General features: G+C 40.1%; 17 protein-coding genes. 3 read left to right on the top strand and 14 right to left on the bottom strand.

Translation table 11 applies throughout. From position 1 onward, the window contains the following. The first annotated feature begins 135 nt into the window (after positions 1 to 135). From QUG14_RS13320 to QUG14_RS13330, 3 genes are all read left to right on the top strand, one after another. Positions 136 to 1,089, top strand: a complete 954-nt coding sequence (locus tag QUG14_RS13320) for a S8 family peptidase (protein ID WP_289341016.1) — start codon at positions 136 to 138, stop codon at positions 1,087 to 1,089. A gap of 179 nt (positions 1,090 to 1,268) precedes the next feature. Continuing rightward, positions 1,269 to 3,344: a carbon starvation CstA family protein gene (locus QUG14_RS13325; protein ID WP_289341017.1), complete on the top strand. Its 2,076-nt coding sequence runs from the start codon at positions 1,269 to 1,271 to the stop codon at positions 3,342 to 3,344. After that, on the top strand, positions 3,337 to 3,540 hold the full coding sequence (locus tag QUG14_RS13330; RefSeq protein ID WP_289341018.1) for a YbdD/YjiX family protein: 204 nt from the start codon (positions 3,337 to 3,339) through the stop codon (positions 3,538 to 3,540). The genes QUG14_RS13325 and QUG14_RS13330 overlap by 8 nt, the downstream gene beginning before the upstream one ends. Positions 3,541 to 3,956: 416 nt before the next feature. Here QUG14_RS13330 and QUG14_RS13335 read toward each other — a convergent pair whose 3' ends face one another. From QUG14_RS13335 to QUG14_RS13400, 14 genes are all read right to left on the bottom strand, one after another. Beyond that, positions 3,957 to 4,943: a tRNA dihydrouridine synthase gene (locus QUG14_RS13335; protein ID WP_289341019.1), complete on the bottom strand. Its 987-nt coding sequence runs from the start codon at positions 4,941 to 4,943 to the stop codon at positions 3,957 to 3,959. A gap of 687 nt (positions 4,944 to 5,630) precedes the next feature. Then, complete coding sequence (locus QUG14_RS13340; protein WP_289341020.1) at positions 5,631 to 6,404, bottom strand: putative hydro-lyase; 774 nt, start codon at positions 6,402 to 6,404, stop codon at positions 5,631 to 5,633. Positions 6,405 to 6,716: 312 nt separating this feature from the next. Then, entirely contained in the window at positions 6,717 to 7,052 is a 336-nt protein-coding gene (locus QUG14_RS13345; RefSeq protein ID WP_289341021.1) for an alkaline phosphatase family protein, read from the bottom strand. A 77-nt stretch (positions 7,053 to 7,129) separates the two neighbouring features. Beyond that, complete coding sequence (locus tag QUG14_RS13350; protein WP_289341022.1) at positions 7,130 to 7,294, bottom strand: hypothetical protein; 165 nt, start codon at positions 7,292 to 7,294, stop codon at positions 7,130 to 7,132. A gap of 105 nt (positions 7,295 to 7,399) precedes the next feature. Further along, complete coding sequence (locus tag QUG14_RS13355) at positions 7,400 to 7,630, bottom strand: hypothetical protein (RefSeq protein WP_289341023.1); 231 nt, start codon at positions 7,628 to 7,630, stop codon at positions 7,400 to 7,402. 615 nt (positions 7,631 to 8,245) lie between these two features. After that, positions 8,246 to 9,358, bottom strand: coding sequence for a CapA family protein (locus QUG14_RS13360; RefSeq protein ID WP_289341024.1), 1,113 nt, complete (start codon positions 9,356 to 9,358; stop codon positions 8,246 to 8,248). A gap of 38 nt (positions 9,359 to 9,396) precedes the next feature. Further along, entirely contained in the window at positions 9,397 to 10,761 is a 1,365-nt protein-coding gene (locus QUG14_RS13365; RefSeq protein WP_289341025.1) for an amidase, read from the bottom strand. A 111-nt stretch (positions 10,762 to 10,872) separates the two neighbouring features. Continuing rightward, complete coding sequence (locus QUG14_RS13370) at positions 10,873 to 12,636, bottom strand: M28 family peptidase (RefSeq protein WP_289341027.1); 1,764 nt, start codon at positions 12,634 to 12,636, stop codon at positions 10,873 to 10,875. 153 nt (positions 12,637 to 12,789) lie between these two features. Continuing rightward, positions 12,790 to 14,850, bottom strand: a complete 2,061-nt coding sequence (locus tag QUG14_RS13375) for a sigma-54 interaction domain-containing protein (RefSeq protein ID WP_289341028.1) — start codon at positions 14,848 to 14,850, stop codon at positions 12,790 to 12,792. Between the two features lie 125 nt (positions 14,851 to 14,975). Next, a complete protein-coding gene (locus QUG14_RS13380; RefSeq protein ID WP_289341029.1) occupies positions 14,976 to 16,079 on the bottom strand; it encodes a zinc-binding dehydrogenase in 1,104 nt (367 codons plus the stop codon). 33 nt (positions 16,080 to 16,112) lie between these two features. Beyond that, positions 16,113 to 17,468, bottom strand: coding sequence for an amidase (locus QUG14_RS13385; RefSeq protein WP_165979074.1), 1,356 nt, complete (start codon positions 17,466 to 17,468; stop codon positions 16,113 to 16,115). Positions 17,469 to 17,484: 16 nt separating this feature from the next. Then, entirely contained in the window at positions 17,485 to 18,936 is a 1,452-nt protein-coding gene (locus tag QUG14_RS13390) for a sodium:solute symporter family protein (RefSeq protein ID WP_289341030.1), read from the bottom strand. A gap of 179 nt (positions 18,937 to 19,115) precedes the next feature. Continuing rightward, complete coding sequence (locus QUG14_RS13395) at positions 19,116 to 20,360, bottom strand: M20 family metallopeptidase (RefSeq protein WP_289341031.1); 1,245 nt, start codon at positions 20,358 to 20,360, stop codon at positions 19,116 to 19,118. Positions 20,361 to 20,568: 208 nt separating this feature from the next. Further along, positions 20,569 to 21,996 (bottom strand): sodium:solute symporter family protein, encoded by a 1,428-nt coding sequence (locus tag QUG14_RS13400; RefSeq protein ID WP_133368722.1) that lies wholly within the window; start codon positions 21,994 to 21,996, stop codon positions 20,569 to 20,571. Positions 21,997 to 22,040 lie beyond the last annotated feature (44 nt).

Below are 22,040 nucleotides of genomic sequence, written 5' to 3' on the forward strand. Positions count from 1 at the left end.
TAGATTGCGTCCAACAAGAACGTTAGTTCGACAAAAACACGACTATAGTAACTGGTTAAATATATTCTGAATTGTTAAACTATTGGTAACTCCCTAGAATACACAGAAAAACTAATTCTGTCAGGAGGGATACAAATGAAGCAAAGATTACATTTATTTCCGTATCAAGTGAATGCAGTGGTTGAAATGGTGTCTGAGGTGCCAAAAGGTATTGAACTTATTTCGGCTCCAAAAATTTGGGAGAAATCGAAGGGTAAGGGAATCACGGTTGCGATATTGGACACAGGCTGCGATGTTACCCATCCTGATTTAAGTGAGCGGATTATCGGCGGACGGAATTTCACGGATGATGATAATGGAAATCTTGATGTATACACTGACTATAATGGTCATGGAACTCATGTGGCTGGCACAATAGCTGCCACCCAAAACAATAACGGAGTAATTGGTGTTGCACCAGAAGCAAGTTTATTGATTTTAAAGGTGCTTGATAAAAATGGATCAGGACAATACGACTGGATTATTAATGGAATTAACTATGCAGTTGAACAAAAGGTGGATATCATCTCCATGAGCCTCGGTGGTCCACAAGATGTACCTGAGTTGCATCAGGCGATTCAAAACGCCGTTGATAATCAAATACTGGTCGTTTGTGCTGCTGGTAATGAGGGAGATGGACAGGATTCTTCAGATGAATTCTCCTTTCCTGGCAGTTATAATGAAGTCATCAGTGTCGGAGCGATTAATCTAGAGCGCCGTTCTTCTGAATTTTCAAATTCGAATAATGAAGTCGACTTAGTAGCTCCGGGTGAGGAAATCCTTTCAACGTATTTAAACGGATCTTATGCAAAACTAACTGGAACTTCTATGGCAACACCGCATATATCCGGTGCACTTGCCCTTATAAAAGATGTGGCTAACAATGACTTTGAGCGAAATCTGACAGAGCCTGAGCTATATGCACAATTAATAAAGAGAACGGTTCCTCTAGGAAACTCACCAAAACTCGAAGGCAACGGATTGCTGTACTTAACAGTAGAGGACTACTTATCGAATGTGTTCAACGAAAAATTATCTGCCCAAGTGTAAAAAATATAACGAAATAAGTTATTCAAGAATTATAGATTGAAAGAAGAGCAGCCATTAGGCTGCCTTTTGTATTTTTATACTTTGTTAGAATTGTTGTCATAATAGGTATAATTAATTATTTTAATTTTCTGAATTATAAAATAAAATATCGATATAATATGGAAAAGGTGGCGATAAAATTGAAAGCGCTTAAATCAATTGTTATCTGGGGATTAATTGCAGCACTTGGAGCAGCAGGTTTTGCAGTAATGGCCTTAAATAGCGGCGAGAGCATTAATGCAATTTGGCTCTTGACTGCAGCTGTTTGTGTTTATGCAATTTCCTACCGTTTTTACAGCAAGTTTATTGCGAATAAGGTGTTCCAGCTTGATGACAAACGTAAAACACCTGCAGAAATACATAACGATGGGAAAGACTATGTTCCGACAAATAAATGGGTGTTATTTGGACATCACTTTGCTGCCATTGCCGGTGCTGGACCATTAGTCGGTCCAATTCTAGCTGCGCAAATGGGTTATTTACCTGGAACACTGTGGATTGTGGTCGGTGTTGTTTTAGCTGGGGCTGTTCAGGACTTTATTATTCTTTTCGGCTCTATGCGCCGAAATGGTAAGTCACTCGGTGAAATGATTAAGGACGAAATGGGACGTGTTACAGGTCTTATTTCCATGATTGGTATTTTAGGTATTATGGTTATTTTATTAGCTGTTTTAGCATTGGTAGTTGTAAAAGCCTTAGTGGGAAGTCCATGGGGAATGTTTACCATCGCCGCTACCATTCCAATTGCTATTTTTATGGGAATTTACATGCGTTATATTCGTCCCGGGCGTGTTGGAGAAGCTTCCCTCATAGGAATTGTATTATTACTTCTTTCACTAATCTTCGGACAAACAGTTGCGGAAAATCCAACGTTAGCAGCGATGTTTACCTTTAAAGGTGAAACGATAGCTATCATGATGATTATTTATGGCTTTGTTGCATCTGTCTTACCTGTTTGGCTTCTTCTTGCACCACGTGATTATTTGAGTACGTTTTTAAAGGTAGGGACTATCATTGGACTAGCAATAGGAATCATTATTGTTGCACCGAATCTTGAAATGCCTGGTGTTACAAAATTCATAGATGGTACAGGCCCAGTCTTTGCAGGAAATCTCTTCCCATTCTTATTTATTACAATTGCCTGTGGTTCTGTTTCGGGGTTCCATGCTTTGGTTTCCTCGGGTACAACACCTAAAATGATTGAACGTGAGTCACACGCCCGTCCAATCGGTTACGGAGCAATGCTTACAGAATCTTTTGTTGCGGTCATGGCAATGATTGCTGCCTGTGTATTGACACCTGGTATTTATTTTGCCATTAACAGTCCACCTGCCTTAATTGGTACGGATGTTGTCCAAGCTGCCACTACCGTTTCCAGCTGGGGCTTTACCATAACACCTGATGATTTAAAAACACTCGCAACCGACGTTGGGGAGCAAACCATTCTTTCAAGAACTGGCGGTGCACCGACTCTTGCAATTGGTATGGCTGTAATATTTTCAAATGTAATTGGCGGTAAGGCGCTAATGGCATTTTGGTACCATTTTGCTATCCTATTTGAAGCACTGTTTATTTTAACTACGATTGATGCAGGAACACGTGTTGGACGTTTTATGATTCAGGATCTTATCGGTACTGCTTATAAGCCATTTGCTAAAACGGATGCTTTAATTCCAAATATTATTGCAACGGCGCTATGTGTACTGTTTTGGGGTTACTTTTTATATCAAGGTGTTATTGACCCGCTTGGAGGAATTAATACACTATGGCCTCTCTTCGGTATTGCTAACCAAATGCTGGCCGCTATTGCCCTGCTGCTTGGTACGACGGTTCTCTATAAAATGGGCAAAAAAGCATATGTTTGGGTAACACTTCTTCCGACAACATGGCTGCTAATTGTCACTTTAACTGCAGGCTGGCAAAAACTATTCCATGAAAACCCAAAAATCGGCTTCCTAGCACATGCTAAGATTTTTAAAGAGGCATATAATGATGGAAAAGTGCTGGCACCTGCAGCGTCACCTGCACAAATGAAACAAGTTCTGATAAATGATTATGTTGATGCCACGCTATGTGCGATTTTTATGGCGGTTGTCATCGTAGTATTAATTTCTGCGATTAAGATTTGGTTTAAAATTATTAAAAATCACAAATTACCATTGCATGAGACTCCGCCTGTACCTCGCGACGGAGGGGATTTGAAAAATTATGCTTAATAAATTCAAGGAAATCCTTTCATACAGAAAGCAATTCCTCAGTCTTCTTGTCGGCGTCCCAAGTTACGAAACATACGTCGAGCATATGAAAAAGCATCATCCCTGCGATTCTGTAAAATCAAGAAAAGAATTTTTCTGTGAAGCACAGGAAGCCCGTTACAACGCAAAAGGCGGTAAAGTCTCAAGATGCTGTTAATGAAAAAAGAACAAAGAAAGTAAAATTTTCACCTTTCTTTGTTCTTTTTTATGACTTCACGCTGTTCGCCTGTTTTCAAAAGAATTTAATTTGATTACAAGAAGTAAAAACCTGACAGTAAACTTAAGGTTTTATGATAACTTAAAAAAAGACCTTATCGATTGAATTGATAAGATTTATCCCTCACAATCACATTTCATAATTAATCTTTTCTTACAAGTAACAGCATTCGACATGTCCGGAGTGTATGTGGCAACACATGAGTGCTGGTGGGTTTATTATTCTTAAGACCTTTTTTTTCAGAAAACAGACTTTATCAAAACTAAGTTGCCGGCTGCAAAGGAACTTGAAACTGAAAAAATAAATACACATGAGTTGATGTGATTCATTTTTTCTCTAACTTTTTGAGAGTTATATCATTTCACTGTCCCCGTCCCATCAACATTCTTACTCTCAAAGTTATCAAGCAATGCACGCACTTCATCTGTTGATTTCGTGTTCATCAATTGATTTCTTAATACACCAGCTCCAGGGAATCCTTTGACATAAATTTTGAAAAAGCGATGAAGCCCTGTAATAGAACGTGGCAGTAGTTCTGCATATTGATCTTGAAGATCAAGCTGCAATCTTAAAAGATCAAGATATTCTTTACTGCTATGCTCTTTGGGTTCTTTTTCAAAAGCAAAAGGATTTTTAAAAATACCTCGCCCAATCATAACGCCATCAATACCATATTGTTCAGCAAGCTGCAGCCCAATTTGACGGTCAGGAATGTCTCCATTGATTGTTAACAGCGTATTTGGTGCGATAGTGTCACGTAATTTTTTAATCTCCGGAATTAGCTCCCAATGCGCATCTACTTGGCTCATTTCCTTTCTTGTACGTAAATGAATAGAAAGGTTCGCAATATCCTGTTTTAAAATATGCGTTAGCCACTCCTCCCACTCCTGAACCTCCTTATCGCCAAGTCGTGTTTTCACGCTGACAGGCAGTCCGCCCGCTTTTGCTGCTTGAATAAGTTCTGCCGCAACGTCTGGACGTAGAATAAGGCCACTACCCTTCCCTCTCGATGCCACATTCGGTACAGGACAGCCCATATTAATATCGATCCCTTTAAATCCTAACTCTGCCATACCAATACTCATTTGACGGAAATATTCGGGATTATCCCCCCAAATATGTGCTACCATTGGCTGTTCATCTTCTGTAAAAGTCAAACGACCACGCACACTTTTCATGCCTTCTGGATGACAATAGCTATCCGAGTTTGTAAACTCTGTGAAAAATACATCCGGTCGGCCGGCTGCACTTACTACGTGACGAAAAACAACATCTGTTACATCTTCCATTGGTGCAAGTACAAAAAATGGTCGTGGTAGATCACGCCAAAAATTATCTATCATTTCAAACTCAAATCCTCTCACTATGGATACAACTTCAAACTCTCGGTCAAAAAATATAAAGCCAAATGTTCCACTTCTTTTACACTTATATCATGCTTATTAACTTATAATCAAACACAAGTATTTATATTTTGTGAAAAATCGGCAATGTTTATTTTAACGAAAATCGGTACTGAATGGTATATATTAAATAAAAAAGCAGTTGGTATAGATTTTTTCTATATCAACTGCTTTTCTATAGAATTTAGCTCGTAACCATGAATCTAGTTTTTGTATGCGATTACAATTCTCCTGTAATGGAAAAAAATGAATGCTACTGCGACAGAACAATGAAGCGTTTAAAACACCGGTTTCTTCTAAAGTAACAGCAGATATTCCAATATTCCTTTGCACCCTTATTTCATTTAAAGACCTTAAATGATCCATCTACTCAGACATTTATTTTTGAGAGTGGTAACCATTTGATCTTGTTCTGATAAACGGATTTTTACATTTCAGAATAACCTTTTCACTTTATAATAATGAACAGTTGTTTTGTCCTACATTTATTACCAACTTCAATTATTGATTTCCAGAAAAATAAACACCCTTAATCCGATTGAGTATCGAATTAAGGGTGTGCCTTATTTAATAAGACTCTTTTTACCCTTTGGTTACTTAATTGAGTTAGGTTCATATAAATTTAATTTACAAAATGGAATAATTACTTTCCTTCATATCTGTAATAAACATATGCCCAGGAGCATGTGTAATCATAATATCAGGTTTACTGGACATGGCAACGGCTTGCGGTGTTACTCCGCAAGCCCAAAATACTGGGAGTTCTCCTTCTTTAACTGTTACAGAATCACCAAAGTCTGGCGTAGCTAGGTTTTGAATTCCTATTTCTTCAGGATTACCAATATGCACGGGGGAGCCATGTACTGCAGGGAATCTGGATGTTACCTCGACTGCTCGAACGACGTCAGCGCCTGCAAATGGTCGCATACTGACAACTAAATTCCCTTGAAACACTCCTTCTGGTTGACAAGGAATATTAGTGATATACATCGGCACATTTCGGTTTTCTTCAATATGTCGAATAACAAGGCCGTTTTCGATTAAAGAATTTTCAAATGTAAAGCCGCAACCGATTAGAAAGGCTACCATATCTTCTTTCCAATATGCATCGATATTGATTACTTCCTCAACAAGAACCCCTTTTTTATAAATCCGATATTTAGGTAAGTCAAATCGTAGATCGGCACTTGGTGCTGTAAGATTGGGAATTGGAGAACCAATATTCGTTACTTCAATCAACGGACAGGGTTTAGGGTTCCGTTGGCAAAACAAAAAAAAATCATATGCAAGGTCTTTTGGCAGGATGACAAGATTTGCCTTTGTATTCCCCGGTGCTAATCCTGCTGTTGGTCCCGTAATGAAAATTGCATTCCCCATTATGCAAGAGCTGCATGATGACATAATGTACACTCCAACCATGGGTTCTTTCTTCAAACAAAGATAACAAACTCAAACGCGTGAAAAAACATAGCTGATCATTTATGTTCCTCAGATAGATTGGAACGGTAAGGCCCAATCGTTTACGAATCAGATGGACCACTAAAAGAAGCACAGGAATGACAGCAGAAAAAAGGGGCAAGAGAAACTTTCTTTTTCCATGTTCACCCGCCCCACCCTTCAAAACTTTCCCTATTTTCTGGAAAATCCGCATCGAAAATTCAGTGACTGTTGCTGCAATATCCGAAAGACTGTCACGCTCTCCCAGATTCGTACTTAGAAGCTTTTTTCCATAAACAAGTAATAAGGTTTTTCGCGTGTATACTGACTATGCCCTGTTGTCGGATCATTGCCATGGTCCGCACTCATAATCAATAAATCTTCTTCAGACATCTTCTCTAACAAAATATTTAAATAGTTATCTACTAGCATAATATGCTGAGCATAAAGGTTCATATCTTGTGAATGTCCAGCAATATCGGTTTCTTGTACGGTTGCTGCAATAAGTCCTTCATTCATATAATCCATACTATCAAGCACGGATTTCATAACTAGGTCTGTTTCTACTGCTGGGATTTTCTTAGCCCCGTCACAGTCAATTACATCTTGCATTTTTCCAATTAAAGTGACATCTACCCCTTTTCTTACTAGGATGTTTGCTACCTGAGTTTCAGGATTGATATCATAACCTAAGTGACGGCATTAATAACCTTGCCTATCACACCTGATTTTGGGGAGTTTAAACCAACTAAACCGTCTGGACGCCGTTCCACTGCATTTCGAAGTTGCTGAGGTGTAACTTTTTCTCCTCCAAGGGCAATAACTCGGTTAGCATTCACTAATAATTTTCCCAATTTTTAATACCTCATCAAATGAAATGTAGTCTAATGGACCAGTCACATAATAAATTTGTCCTTAGTCGGTTTCGATATTATTTGCCACGATTACTAATCCATTTATCAACAAATAGAGGACAAATCAGAATCAGGGATATTAGTACGAAAGCCTTTTTGTTCCAAAGCGTTTTTCACTTCATCCATAACAGTTGAAAAAGGCGTTGTAAACGACTGCTTAGGATCAGTCCCCATGATTTCATTATGTTCTTGAAAACTATCCGCTCCGAAGTTTTTCAGATTAATTCTTCCATAGCTTGCAATACCACCTGTTCTTTCTATACGGGGATGTTTCACAATATTTTTAACCCCCATTCTTCAAACTGGGGGATTGTAATTTCCTTAACTTTATATTTCTTCTTCCACCGATAATACGTTGCCTTAGGAATGCCTAAGACACTAAGAATATCGATTACTTTAAACTTGGATGAGAGATCTCTACTACTTGTACAACTATTTGCAGCTTCAACTCCTTTCGATCTCCTGGTACTTTTTTAAGATGCCAATCGAGCCTCTAACTGTTTATTCTATAGTTTCAATTGTTCAAGCTCACTCATTCCTCCGTTCCCTTACCGTAGGAATATTGTTTTCCCACTTGTTGAGAAAACCAATAGGTTTGACCTGTTTTGTACCATCTCCACCATGTTTTAATTTGGGGCTTATTTTAACCCCAGCTGCTCCATAATTTCTTTGTTTGTCTTTCCAGCTTGTTTCATCTTAATCGCTTCCCACTTTATTTCTTCTGGGTAATGAACTCTCGTGCTCATAGAAAAACACCCTCCTAAGAATCATATTGTATAAATACGGTTCAGGGGGGTGTTTTTTCCTTGTGTCATTTATCTGAGTCTCTACAAATCATTAGTCGGTTGGTTTTTATATTAGAAATCGTGCATTTATATTTTAGGCAGTGTTTTAATTCTTGCTATTCCACACAACTGTATTATCTTCGATTATGGTTACCGTACCACGCTGATTATTAAACTCATTTAATCGATTGGCAATGTCTAAACAATCTTGGATGCTAGTTTCAATTGCTTCACCAATTTCACTGATTACTGCTGGATGGATCGTAACCCGTTTAACACTAAGTCTTTTATTAGAAGTAGTTAGTTTGATTTCTGCAATACAGCTTTGGCGGTTTTCTGGGAGCTTAGGAGGGAATTTAATGGTACAGGAAGACATATCCAGCCCTACTCCTGAGTATTCGTAATGAGAAATGTAGTTTCCAAGACTGTAAAGCACAGGCACTTCTTTTTCATCTTTGCCTTTGAATGCTTCCATTCCATATGGAGCATGTGCATGGTGCCCAAGTATAATATCGACACCAGCATTGGCTGCCCGTTGCGCAATGATTGGTTGATATTCGGCAATCACACCTTGATATGGAACACACCACTGAGGCGGTACACCCCAATGAAGAGCTAATATAACGAAATCTGCTTCCCTATTCGCCTCCTCAATCACTTTTTCAAGTAATACTAGATCTTCCTCAAACGGTACTGATTTAATATACGGAGCTGTTCCAGGCTGCTCCAAATCAAGACTTGGTCCTAATTCATAGAAGGATGTAACCCTTACACCCGCTATACCTGGACGATTGTGCATGGCCTGGAATCCTGGTGACAGCGTAGTGGCCCAAGATAGGAATGCAATTCTATGATCGCCTGCTTGAAAATATACAGGTTTGATGGCTTCTTCTAGATTCCGGCCTCCTCCAGCATAGCTTACGCCAATTCGATCCAGCTCTTCTTGTGTTTGAAAAAGTCCCTCTGGGCCCCAGTCCATCGTGTGATTATTAGCAATCGAAACGGCTGTAGGATTCAACTCTTTCAGCCATTCCCCTGCTTCTATTGGCTGTTGCAATCGAAATTGCTTATCAGCGGGAGCACCCGGTGTATGCATGATTGGCGACTCCAGATTTCCAATTCGAATATCCGCAGCATCCCATACACCCCTAAATAATTCCTTTCCAACTTTCTGCGATAGAGTAATATCACCTACAGCAGCAATAGTGATTGATGACATATGGACAACCCCCAATATTTATTTTAGAAAAATGGCCCTTAAATGAGCGGCCGTTTATATCCTCCATTGGCTGTTTGGAATGTATCGGCGATACGATAAATGGTTGCTTCATCATGGTGACGCCCGATGAACTGAAGACCTACAGGTAAGTTTTCAGATGCCGTAAGGCCGGCGGAAACCGTTAATGCAGGATTACCCGCAATGTTAAACGGAATGGTTCGTTGGAGATAATCATATGTTGTATCTTCAAATGATGGATCACGTTCCGTTGCAGGACTTGGTGAGGTTGGGCATACAAGTACATCGAAACGATCGAATAGACTGTCGATTTTTTCAGCAAACTTTCTTTTCTTAGCAAGTGCTTCTACATAACTTACAGCTGGTATCTTGAATCCTTCTGCCAAAACGATCTTGGTTCCTTCTGCGTAATCGACTGCACGTTCTGGATACCACTTCTTATGATGGAAGGATCCTTCTGACATCAATATTGGAAGAGCGATTTCGCCTATGTTTGCAATTTCAGGTATTTCGATGTCCACGACTTCAGCACCTAATTCAGCAAGCTGATTAATCCCAGCATTCACCAGTTCTCTTACCTCTGGATGAATGGCAGATAAGTCGATTAAAGAACGGATAACTCCTACTTTCATACCTTTAATCGAACCGGTAAAAATAGAATTAAAGTTTACTGGGATAGAAGAAATACATTCCAATACAATGGCATTATCGCGAACGGTTCTCGTTAACGGCCCAATATGATCCAATGAATGGGATAAATGGAATAATCCCTCACGCGAAACTCTATCATAGGTAGGCTTTAAACCGACAACCCCACAAAATGAGGATGGCAGGCGAATTGAGCCCCCTGTATCGGTTCCAATCGAGGCGAACCCAATTCCGGCGGCTACGGATGATGCTGAACCCGTACTTGAACCGCCGGAAGTTCTATTGACATCCCAAGGGTTATTACACTGACCATAATCAGAATGAACAGAACCATAAGCAAATTCAAGCATATTGTTTTTACCAAAAATAATCGCACCCGAAGATTGTAGCGCTGTATATAGATACGCATCCTCATCTGGAACATGGTTTTGTAGTATTCTTGAGCCTAATGTCGTTTTGATTCCCCTTGTGTTAAAGATATCCTTAATCGATATAGGCACACCGTACAATTTGCCGACAGCTTCTCCCTTTAGAAATACTGCTTCTGCTTCTTGAGCTTTCTTTAGGGCGGCTTCTGCCAACACTGTTATAAAAGCATTTAACTTAGGCTCGAGTTCATCCAAACGTTCCAAAGTTGCTTTTGTTACCTCAACCGGTGATACCTCCTTACGGCGATACAACGTTCCAATTTCATCGATTGTTTTAAATAGTAAATCTTTTGCACTTGTTATGGCCATGTCGGTTTCTCCCCCATTTGTCAGGCTGGTCTGGACGAGCCTTAAATGCTACATTCTTTCTCGTAAAAAGGAGTGTCAGCAAGCTCCTGACACTCCCAGCAGCAGACACTCTTAAGATAGTAATTCCCGGGCTTGTTGAATGGCCCAAATGACACGGTTTTGGCCGCGAGTTAAATGAGTTTTTAAAACCTTATACTCATGAGTTCCTTCTTGTACCTGTTTAAAGTTTAAGGCAGGTGCAATGTCTGGCAGGGCTGGAACATTAAGAGCAGGATCATGCCAGAATTTCCCACGCTTTGTGAAGTTGATTGGAACCAAGATTCTCGCTAATTTTTCAATGACTTCATTTGCTTGTTTTACTACAGGGTTGCTGATCTCCAAACCTTTTAATGTGTTTGCTTTGTCATAGAATGCTAGTAAATCTTCGCGAAGTGCAGACACTTCATTTAATGCTAGAGTAAAATCAAAATTGGAGCCTGCTGCGTCCTGATAGGATTTAATCGTATTCTCAAACTCATCCGCGGTCTTCACAAAATTAAATGGATGAACCGTGCTATTAACTGCACGTAACACCCCAGTAATATAGACTTTAATGTCCTTTACAAGGATATCTAAATCCGCTACATGCATTAAATCTTCTTCTGTGTGCCATTCAATGTTTGCTCCACACCCACCTACAGGATAGTAGCCTTTTTCTTTTAGAAGCTCCTCTGGAATGCTGGAAGAAAGCATAAAGAAGGAAGTAATACCAACGTTGTTAAATGAATAATCACCTGCACGAAGTGGTCTTGATCCTTTTGAAGGAAGATTGACAGCATCGGTAATAACATCTGTACAGAATTCATCTACTTCGCTCATCCACATCATATACTCATAAGAAGTAGCCCAGCGGCATCCTGGAGAGTCACAGTTCACCTGTGCAATACAATTTTTATCTAAATCTAATCCGAATTGGTCAACGAACCAGCTCGAACCTGCATATCTGCCCGTTGAATGACCTGTCCAAACTGCAATTCGCACACTTCTCTTTAACTTGTCGCGGTGCTTATAAAAAATCCGTGCCATTTCTAGTAATGCAGCATTCCCGGTAGCATTATCTCCGATTCCTTCATGCCAAGAATCTAAATGTCCATGTAGGAGAACATATTTTTCTGGTTCTTCTGTTCCTTCTATAAAAATATCGATTACTGGACATTCCATCCAGCCTTTTTCAAGATATGTCTTGAATTCAATCGTTACGCTTTCTTTTTCAATTAATGCTTTTAACTCATCGCCATCGTTTTTATTGATCGCAAGGACCGGGATGGTTGGTTCGTTATTCATGTTTTCTAAATCCGGTGCTCCCCAGATTGGTGTACATATGCCCTCGTGAATGTTTTTGCCAGGGTTGATGAAAATCATCGCATTTACTCCCTTTTCGGCAAATTCCCTTACCTTTCCTGGCATCGCATACCCTTCAGTAAGGACGATTTTTCCTTGTAAATCTCCTAAGTCGCCATCTACTGCCGTTCCGAAAATATCATTAATGCCTTTTGCATATCCTGTAGATATGTAAACAAGCTCGCCACTGACTGAATCATCACCGGTTGCAATTGAAAAAGAAGGTGTTTTAACGCGAATTTCTTTTTCAAACGGAGCGGTTACTTTTAGATAAGCCTTTTTTGGAACGCTTAAATATAATTCAGGGTGATGGACCTTATGAGGTACACCCCATTCTTGTAGATAATTCTTTAAAAAGTCAGCGGCAATTCTTTCATCCTCACTTCCAGATTCACGAATTAAGGTACTGAATCTTTCTAGCACCGCTTTAGGAACCTCCGTATTAATTTCATCAAGTAAGCTTTTCTCAAGAGCAATATTTGTAACAGTTGCCATAGATATTTTCCCCTTTCTCGAATTCATGGTTTCATATACTATACATGCAAGTAATGTGCCAATTTATCAAACTACAAAAGTCGTAGAAATAAAGAACTCATCGGCACATAGGATTCGTTTTTAGGGTCTAATAGGCTAAAAAAGGCTGTCCAATTAGGACAGCCTTTTCATTACTTTTTCGTTTTCACTTATGATTCTCTCCATTTCTTTCATGGTATTCATACCCATTTGGGTTATTTTGCTTCCCTGGCCTTTTGTTCCAGATTGAATAAATCCTAAATCCCTCAACGTTTCCATTCTGCGCCGAACTTGTTGATCCGTTAACATGACTCCTTTTTCTTTAGCGTACGAAACAATTTTCCCTCGGCCTATGCTTTTCCGCTCCTGAATTGCTTCTAGTAAACTACATAGAATCGTATGAAAATCTATCAAGTCTCCTTCTTTAGTCAGCTGCAAAAGGGTATCATCTATTTTTACAGTTGGACCAGTATGGCGAAATTGTTCTGGTAAATCAAAAAAAGTGATAACGTTATTTTCCATCACTGTAATCATGTATTGGACAACACTTGCCAGTTCTCTTACGTTACCAGGCCAATCATAATTCACTAACTCATCCAAGACATCGTCCGATATAGCTGGAATGCTTGGACAATATTCTTCAAAAAAATGAGTGATTAATTCCGGAATATCCTCTTTCCGATCTCTAAGCGGCGGGACGCGCAGCGGCAATACAAATAATCGATAATAGAGATCCTCGCGAAAGCTTCCTTCTTCGACCATTTTTTTTAAATCCTTATTTGTTGCGGCGATCACACGTACATTGACTGGGATGATGCTTCTCCCACCAACCCGCATCACTTGTTTTTCTTGCAATACGCGTAACAGCAGCGTTTGAAGGTTTTTTGGTGCATCCCCTATTTCATCGAGGAAGATGGTACCATTATGTGCTAATTCAAAAAGTCCTTGTTTACCACCTTTTACTCCGCCAGTAAATGTCCCTTCTTCATATCCAAAAAGTTCACTTTCGGCTAATGATTCAGGTAGCCCGGCAAAATTCACGGGAATAAATGGGCCGTTATGACGGGATGATAGTTGATGAATAGAATGGGCAAACAATTCCTTTCCAGTTCCATTTTCCCCTAATATTAATACGGTCCGGTCTGTTTTAGCCAGCTTGTTAATAATATGCAAGATATCCTTCATTCGCTGACTTTTACCAATGATATCTGATATCGAATACCTTGAAGAAAACCCCTTTTTTTGTATCTTCTTTCTGATTTCCTGCTCCAAAGCCTGAATCCGTGTTACATCCTGAAAAGCTGTGACGTCTCCACTATTTTTTTGATCGACTACAATGGAACTATTATTGATAATTAATTTTCTTTCGTTAAAGGATATAACATGGTTTTTTTGCGATAAATCATCATTTATGTAGGAATCCAGCTTCAATTTTGGAAGTATTTCTGAAACTTTCTTTCCAATGATCTCATTCTCTGAATGATGCATACCGAGCATTGATTTTGCGGATCTATTTATTTTTATAATCTTCTTTTCTGCATCTGTCGCAAGAATTCCATCATGTACAGTGTTTAAAATCGCATCTAATTGATGATTGAGATGGGCAACCTCTTTAAAGGAATGTGAAAGGTTTCTGCTTAATTTTATGATTTCTTGAATGTATCTGGCTGACTGAATATTGGCTCGATCGATATTGATGTTTAACTTAAGTGAAAGTTCAATGAGAGTTGAAAAATCTAATGGACGCAACCCGATATCGATCATTCTTTTTATCCCTTTTGGAACCATTTCAAGTGCCTCAGGAATAATGGCGATCTCTACTTTTTGATACGTTTTGATTCCAGGGTAATAGGGATAGAACTTTAATTCAAAACCGAGGTTTTCCAAAATTTCGATCGTTTCAGAGGCAGTGGAGGCTAAGTTATTCACTACAAGGCATTCAGTTCCTGCCGGCAAAGAGATTAATTCTTCTAGTCTTGCAATATTTATCGTCCTTCTAGCAATTAAGACTTTTTCTTCGGGGTACTGGTCGTCTAGAAGCTCTTTATTAGAGAGCAATATGATATCAACGTTTTCATAATCTTGACATTGCTCGCGTGATAAAATGGTCACTTTTCCATTAAAAAAGTCAGAAATTTGATTAAAAAACAATTTATATGTACGATTATCCTTCGTGACCGCTAAAATCTTAGGCAACCTATTCTCCCCCTAATTCAACCTATCATAAAGGATATTGTAAAGTTTTTTGATTTTTTAGTCAATGAAGACTATTCAAAAAAATAAAAACAGCCAAGCGGCTGTTTTTACCATTACAATTTTTTTTAACTTATCTTTATTACTATTTTCCCAAAATGCTTTCTCTCTTCCAACTCTCGCTGTGCCTCTGCAATTTCCTCGAAAGGATATACTTTATGAATAGTTGGATGTAATTTTCCGTTCCAAATCAGGTTCGTCACCTGCAAGAAATCTTCCCAATTCCCCATCGGTGCGCCTAGTATTTGACGGTGACGCTGATAAATTTCTCTTATGCTTAAATCAGGCGAATCACCAGCTGTTGCTCCAGATAGGACGATTTTCCCGCCCATCTCTAGGCAGCGCAAGCTTTTCCTTATGGTAGGAGCCCCTACAGCATCAAAAGCGGCACTGACCCCCTGTCCATTGGTCCATTCCATTACTTCTGCTTCCCAATCACCATTTGAATCAAACACCGCGACAGCGCCTTTTTGACGTGCTTTTTGACGTTTCTCTTCCGTACTAGCAATTCCGATTACAGTGGCGCCTGCTGCTGCCGCAATTTCCACCTGGGCCGATCCCAGACCTCCAGATGCCCCAACTACAAGGACCACGTCTGATGGTTTTACCTGAGCAACCGTCATAACGGCTCTCCATGCAGTAGTGTAAACAACTGGAGCAGCTGCAGCTACCTCCGATGGAATGTGAGCAGGTACAGGTATAATATTGCGTGCAGGGGCCACTACATATTCAGCCAAACCGCCCCAAAAATGTTCCCCCAATATTTGATAGTCATGGCACATACTTGGTTCTCCACGTCGGCAAAAGCGGCATTCATTACAACCGATAGCAGGATTGATGATAACTCTTTCTCCTATGGCAGGTCCGCCTTTCTGTCCAGGGAGCCCTTGCCCATAATATTGAACAGTTCCGACAATATCTACACCCGATATATGCGGTAATGTGATTTCTGGGACCCCAGGTCCTTTTAAGCCCTCTCTTGCAAAAATGTCAAGGTGATTTAATGCAGTTGCCTCAACTTTAAGCAATACCTCTCCAGGCCCCGGCACGGGAGTTGCGATTGATTCATACTTTAGTACTTCCGGTCCGCCATGTTCCCTGATGACAACAGCTGTCATGGTATCAGGAACATGTTTCAGTTTGATATTATTATTAAAATGACTTTTTAACATAGCTTCCCTCCTTCCATCGATTGATTTCTTCATTTATAATGGAGGCTGCTTGTAGCCGCCTGTAGATTGTTGGAAGGCATCACCTACACGATAAATGGTTTCTTCATCAAAGTATCGTCCAATGATTTGCAGCCCCACCGGCAGATTTTCTGAACCAGTATTTCCTGCTGACAGAGATAGAGCCGGATGTCCACTCATATTAAATGGAATCGTGCGCTGAGAAATATCGATATTTCCATCCTCAAAGGAAGGGTCCTTTTCAGTAGCTGGATATGGGACCGTTGGACAAATCAGCACATCCACCTGTTTTAATACTTGATCAACTGCTTTTGTGAACGCCTTTTTCTTCTCTAACGCTTCCAAATAGCTTACTGCTGTAACCTTATAGCCTTCTCTTAGGTTGGCATAGGTGTTTGGAGAATAATCTTTTTCCCTCGAATCAAACCATTTTTGATGATACGTCGAAGCTTCCGCAAGGACAATAGGCATGGCAGCTTCTTCGATTGATTCAATTCCTGGAATCTCTACATCGTAAAGCTGAGCACCTAATTCCTTAAGTTGCTGAATGGCAGATACCATTAACGCAGATACTTCCGGATTCATAATAGAATCGGTTAATGATCGGATGACGCCCACTTTTATCCCGCGAATCTCTCCCCAGGAATCGAAATTAAAGCGGCGGGAAGAAATGTGCTCCAGAACAATTGCATTATCTCGGACAGTCCTAGTTAGCGGCCCGATATGGTCTAAAGAATGAGATAAAGGGAACAACCCTTGTCGTGAAACTGTTTCATAGGTTGGCTTCAGCCCAACAATACCGCAAAAGGAAGATGGAACGCGGATGGAGCCTCCTGTATCCGTTCCGATTGAGGCATATCCAATCCCTACGGCAACTGACGCGCCTGACCCAGTACTGGATCCACCAGCTGTACGGCTTACATTCCACGGATTATTGCATTGACCATAATCTGGGTGTACGGACCCGTAAGCAAATTCAAGCATATTATTTTTCCCAATGATGATGGCACCATTATCCTGTAATGCACTATAAACAAAAGCATCTTCTTCTGGAACAAAGTCCTTCATAATTCTTGATCCAAGTGAAGTACGAATCCCTTTTGTCATAAAAATATCCTTCAATGATACAGGTATCCCAAATAACTTACTGGCATTTTCCCCTTTTACGAAAATCGCTTCAGCTTTTCTTGCTTTCGCCAAAGCTTGCTCACCAAGGACCGTAACAAATGCATTTAGCCTTGGCTCCAATTCCTGTAAGCGGTCTAAAGTTGCTTCCGTAATCTCGACCGGAGATACCTCTTTTTTTCTATATAATGTACTGATTTCTTCAATTGACTTATAAAGCAATTGCTTCGTATCTGTTGAAGGCAATGCAATTTCCTCCTTTTTATCCTGCTATTGTGTTTCCAGACTCCGATGCTTGGACATCTTTAAAAAATGGTTGTAATGCTTGTTTTGACACCGGCTTCGTTAGTAAGCTGACAAACACCATTCCTAATAGACTTACCGGTACACTGATATAAACAGGATCCAATCCAAATGGGTTGCCAAGTGATAACCAAAGTATAGCGCTGCCTATTCCGCCAACCATGGAAGTAATAGCACCAGCTTTTGTTGCCCGTTTCCAGTACAACCCTAACAAAATAGAGACTGCGAAGGATGAACCAATCAGGGCAGCTGCATTAATCCAAATCTGCTGAATTAATGGCAGCGGGTTTAACGCAAACGGTATTGGTAAAATCCCCATAATCAATACCACTATTCTGGTAATCTTTAATTGTTGTTTGTCGCTTAATTTTTTCTTCATTACATTTTTCATAATATCATGAGAGATTGAACTTCCAAGCATCAACAAAACGGCACTTACAGTAGACTGAATCGCTGCTAAAATCGCTGCTAAAAGCAATCCACCCAATACTGGCGGCAATAGATCCATGGCGATTGTAGAGCTGGCTAAATCAGGTGAAGTTAAATTAGGATATAGAACTCTTGCACTAACCCCAAGGATAGCGATAGAAACCGCTACAATTGCCTGAAAAATAAAAGATATACCTACTGCACGACGGATAGTTTTATTATCTTTTATTGAATAAAAACGAATAGCAATAATAGGATATCCGATCATCATGATAAAGAATGACAGAGCGACTGCCGTTAAAGCCGATGAAGGCATCCCGGTGGCAACAAGATTCGGATCAATCGAAGATAATGTTTCATTTAATTTACTAAAGCCCCCTGCCTTTGATACTGCAAAAGGCACCGCAATCGCAAATCCTAGAGCAAAGACAATCATTTGGAGCACGTCTGTATAAGCAATGGCAAATAACCCGCCCATTACAGTGTAAGCAATAAATATAAATGCAATAATTAATACACCCCATGTAATAGGGATATCGAAAACAACATTTAATAAATATGATCCCCCAACTAATTCAGCTACTACTGTCATCCCGTAACAAACTAATAGAATAAGAACAGAAATCACTCGGATGGCATTACTTTCATAGCGGGTTCCTAATAGGTCGGGAATGGTTAAGGCCTTATTAGAATTAAAGAATGCTTTCATTTTAGGTGCAATAAAGATGGCCATGATGACCCATGAAGCCCAAATCGCTGGCCAAATCCAAGCAAAATTATAGCCTACTTGATAGTGGAAGCCCACCGTTCCAATGGCTGTACCGGCACTCATCTGAGTGGCTGCAAGCGTCATACCTCCAACCCAGACTCCTAATTTCCCGCCAGCCGCTAAGAAATCCATTTCATTTTGGATGCGAGATTTCATGTAATATCCAATCCCAATAACAGCGAGCATATAAGCGACAAGAACAGCGATAGCCATTATTTTTTCTCCTCCTTTTTAGTGATCGCTTCGGTGACAACAAAATAGGCGATAATGAAGACACCCATTGTGATCCAAATAAACCAATTAGATGCCGATAACCCCAAAAATGTACCCATTCTTCTCCAACCCCTTCTTGTAATTGTTTCTATATTCCGAAAAATCAGGATAAAATTCTGCTATTCCGTGACGTATTCTTTTGTTCCACAGAAATTTTTAGCAAGAACCGTTAAGATTTTTGTCGTTTGGATTAAATCCTCGATTTCCATGAACTCATCATAACCATGGAGATTATTGTTGTTTGTACCAGGGCCATAATTAATACCTGGGATTCCATTTTGAATAAACCAGCGTGTATCTGATTGCCCTAACATTCCTACTACAGGAAGTGTGGTTCCTGATACCTCTTGAATGGCCGATTGCAATTCCTCAATTAGAGGTGAATTCGCTTCAGTTACGGTTGGATTGGTTTGAAAATCCGGCACTCGCTCTACCTGGATGTTCATCTCTGGATCTTCCATCTGAAGCCTTTCAATCATAGTAAATACCCGATTATAAATATCATCAAGGGTTTGTTCTGGAATCACCCGAAAGTCCACCTCAATCTCACAGGTCCCAGGGACAACATTCACCTTGGTTCCCCCATTGATAACTCCAACATTGACGGTCGTATAACTCATTCCCTCAACTTCTGAAGGTTCATTTTTTAATTGTTCTTGCAGGTTAGTTAATTCTAGTATGACTTTTGCCATTTTTTCAACGGCATTTATTCCCTTCCATTTGAAGGCTGCATGAGCAGGACGGCCTGTTGATTTAATTCTTAACTGAAGAACTCCAGCCATAGCGCGAACGATATGATTGCTGTAGCCTTCCACGACCACCATATCACCGGTAACTAATCCTTGACCAGTGACATAACCTGCTCCTAGAACACCGCCAGTTTCTTCATCACAAGTAGCTGTGATCACAATATCACCGTAAAAAGGAATTCCGGACTTCTTTAACGCCACAGCAGCCATAATATAAGCGGTTAATCGCCCTTTGGAGTCTGTTGCACCTCTTCCATATACCTTACCATTAGCAATGGCTCCTGAAAATGGCGGGTAGGTCCATTGTTCCAAGTCTCCTGCTGGAACCGTATCAATATGAGAGTTAAAAATTAAATTTTTCCCTCCTCCATTCCCCTTCATGACAGCAATAACATTTTTCCGAGGTGTTGGCAGATTTAATTTCCTCGTCTCTTCCTCAGGCACATTGACTACCTTTACCTCAAATCCTAACGATAATAGTTCCTTTTCAAGAAAGTTACAAATTTCCTCATAGTTTCCTGGTGGATTTTCACTAGGAATTTGAATCATTTTTTGCAATAGAGATACGATTTCATTACTCATCGAATCTACTACTTTTTCAATTGCTACATTCATGGTTGCACCCCTTTCTCTTTACAACAATATTAATGCAAGTTCTGTGCCAATCTGTTAACAAGGTTTTTAATATTATATATTAAAGTTTCGATAGGAATTAGGTTCATTTAGGTGAGGATACACGGCCAACTTTTTAACCTAAACGAACTTATATTTGTTTCAAATGACAATTAAAAAAGGGGAAAGAATAACTCCTCCCCTCGAGCATTTACTTCACATCGTCAAAGAATGGCTGAAGCGCTTCTTTCGGCACAGGTTTCGTAACTAGACTGACAACAATAAATGAGATGAAGCTGACCATGACTCCAGGTATAACCTCATTAATCCCCAACGGATTACCTGCTAAGTACCAGAACAATGCTGTGAAGAAGCCGCCGATCATCGAAACAATGGCGCCCGCTGCTGTACCTCTTTTCCAGTTAAGGCCTAGAATTACCGTTGCAAAGAAAAAGCTCGCTGTTAAGGATGCCTGGAGAACGACTATGAATTGAACAATGTCCAACTGTCTTAAGGCCAAGAAAATTGGGATAATTCCTAGTACTAGTACCGCAATTCGGTTTACCTTCATTTTTTCACTGTCACTGGCGTTAGGCTTGATCATCGTGGCATAGAAATCATGTGAAAACGCGGAAGCAGATACCATCATAATGCCGGAAACTGTACTCATTATCGCTGAGAGGATTGCTAAAATAATCAAGGACCCCACAACTGGCGGAAGTATATTAATGGCCATGATGGTAGAAGCAATATCAGGTGTAGGCATATATGGGAAGAGTGCTCGAATGGCCATGCCTGCTGCTGCTACAGAAATACCAACAACTGCTTGGAAAATAAATGAAAAGCCTATTGCTAATTTAACGGTCTTCCTATCTCTTAATGTATACATTCTTGCTAACTCATATGGCGCTGCGGCCATTGCAAACCCAAAGGCTGCACCAAAACCAAGCAACTCCTTAAAACCGAAATGCCAGCTTAACATATTAGGACTAAATTCGGCTAAGAAATTCCCGACAAATTCTGTTCCACCTGCTTGATTAAAGAGCAATGGAAGGGCAGCAAAAAAGCAGCCAGCCATGATAATCGCCTGAACGAAATCACTATAAGCTGTTGCCCTCATTCCGCCAATCATCGTATACAGTAAAGTGATTCCAACGGTTATGATGGCTCCCCAGATGAACGGAATTCCGAATAGTGTCTGAAAAATATTTCCTCCTGCTTGGTACTGTGCAGTTAGGTAAACGGTATAGGCTACTAATATTAAAAGGGCTGATATTCCCCGAGCCGCTTTACTATTAAATCTAGTACCTACATAGTCAGGTACCGTTAACCCTTTAAAAGCTTGGAACTTAGGTCCGACCAGGGTAGCCGCAATTAACCAGCCGAACCAAAGACCAGCCCAAATCCAAAGGAAGCTCCCGCCAGTTAAGTAATGAATACCAAGTGTTCCAACAAATGTACCCGCACTCATTTGTGTTGCTGCAAATGCAGCACCACCTACTAAAGGCCCAATGGATCTCCCTGCTACCAAGAAATCCTCTGTTCCTTTGTTCTTGGTTCCCGACCAAATTCCGATACCAAGAATGACGGCAAAATATAAAACCAACACCACATAAAACGTCGTACTTACTTCAAACATTCAAGATCCCCTCCTTTTAGTTATTTTTCACTTTTAACAGCCCA

This window comes from Neobacillus sp. CF12 (assembly GCF_030348765.1).
Classification (GTDB): domain Bacteria; phylum Bacillota; class Bacilli; order Bacillales; family Cytobacillaceae; genus Neobacillus.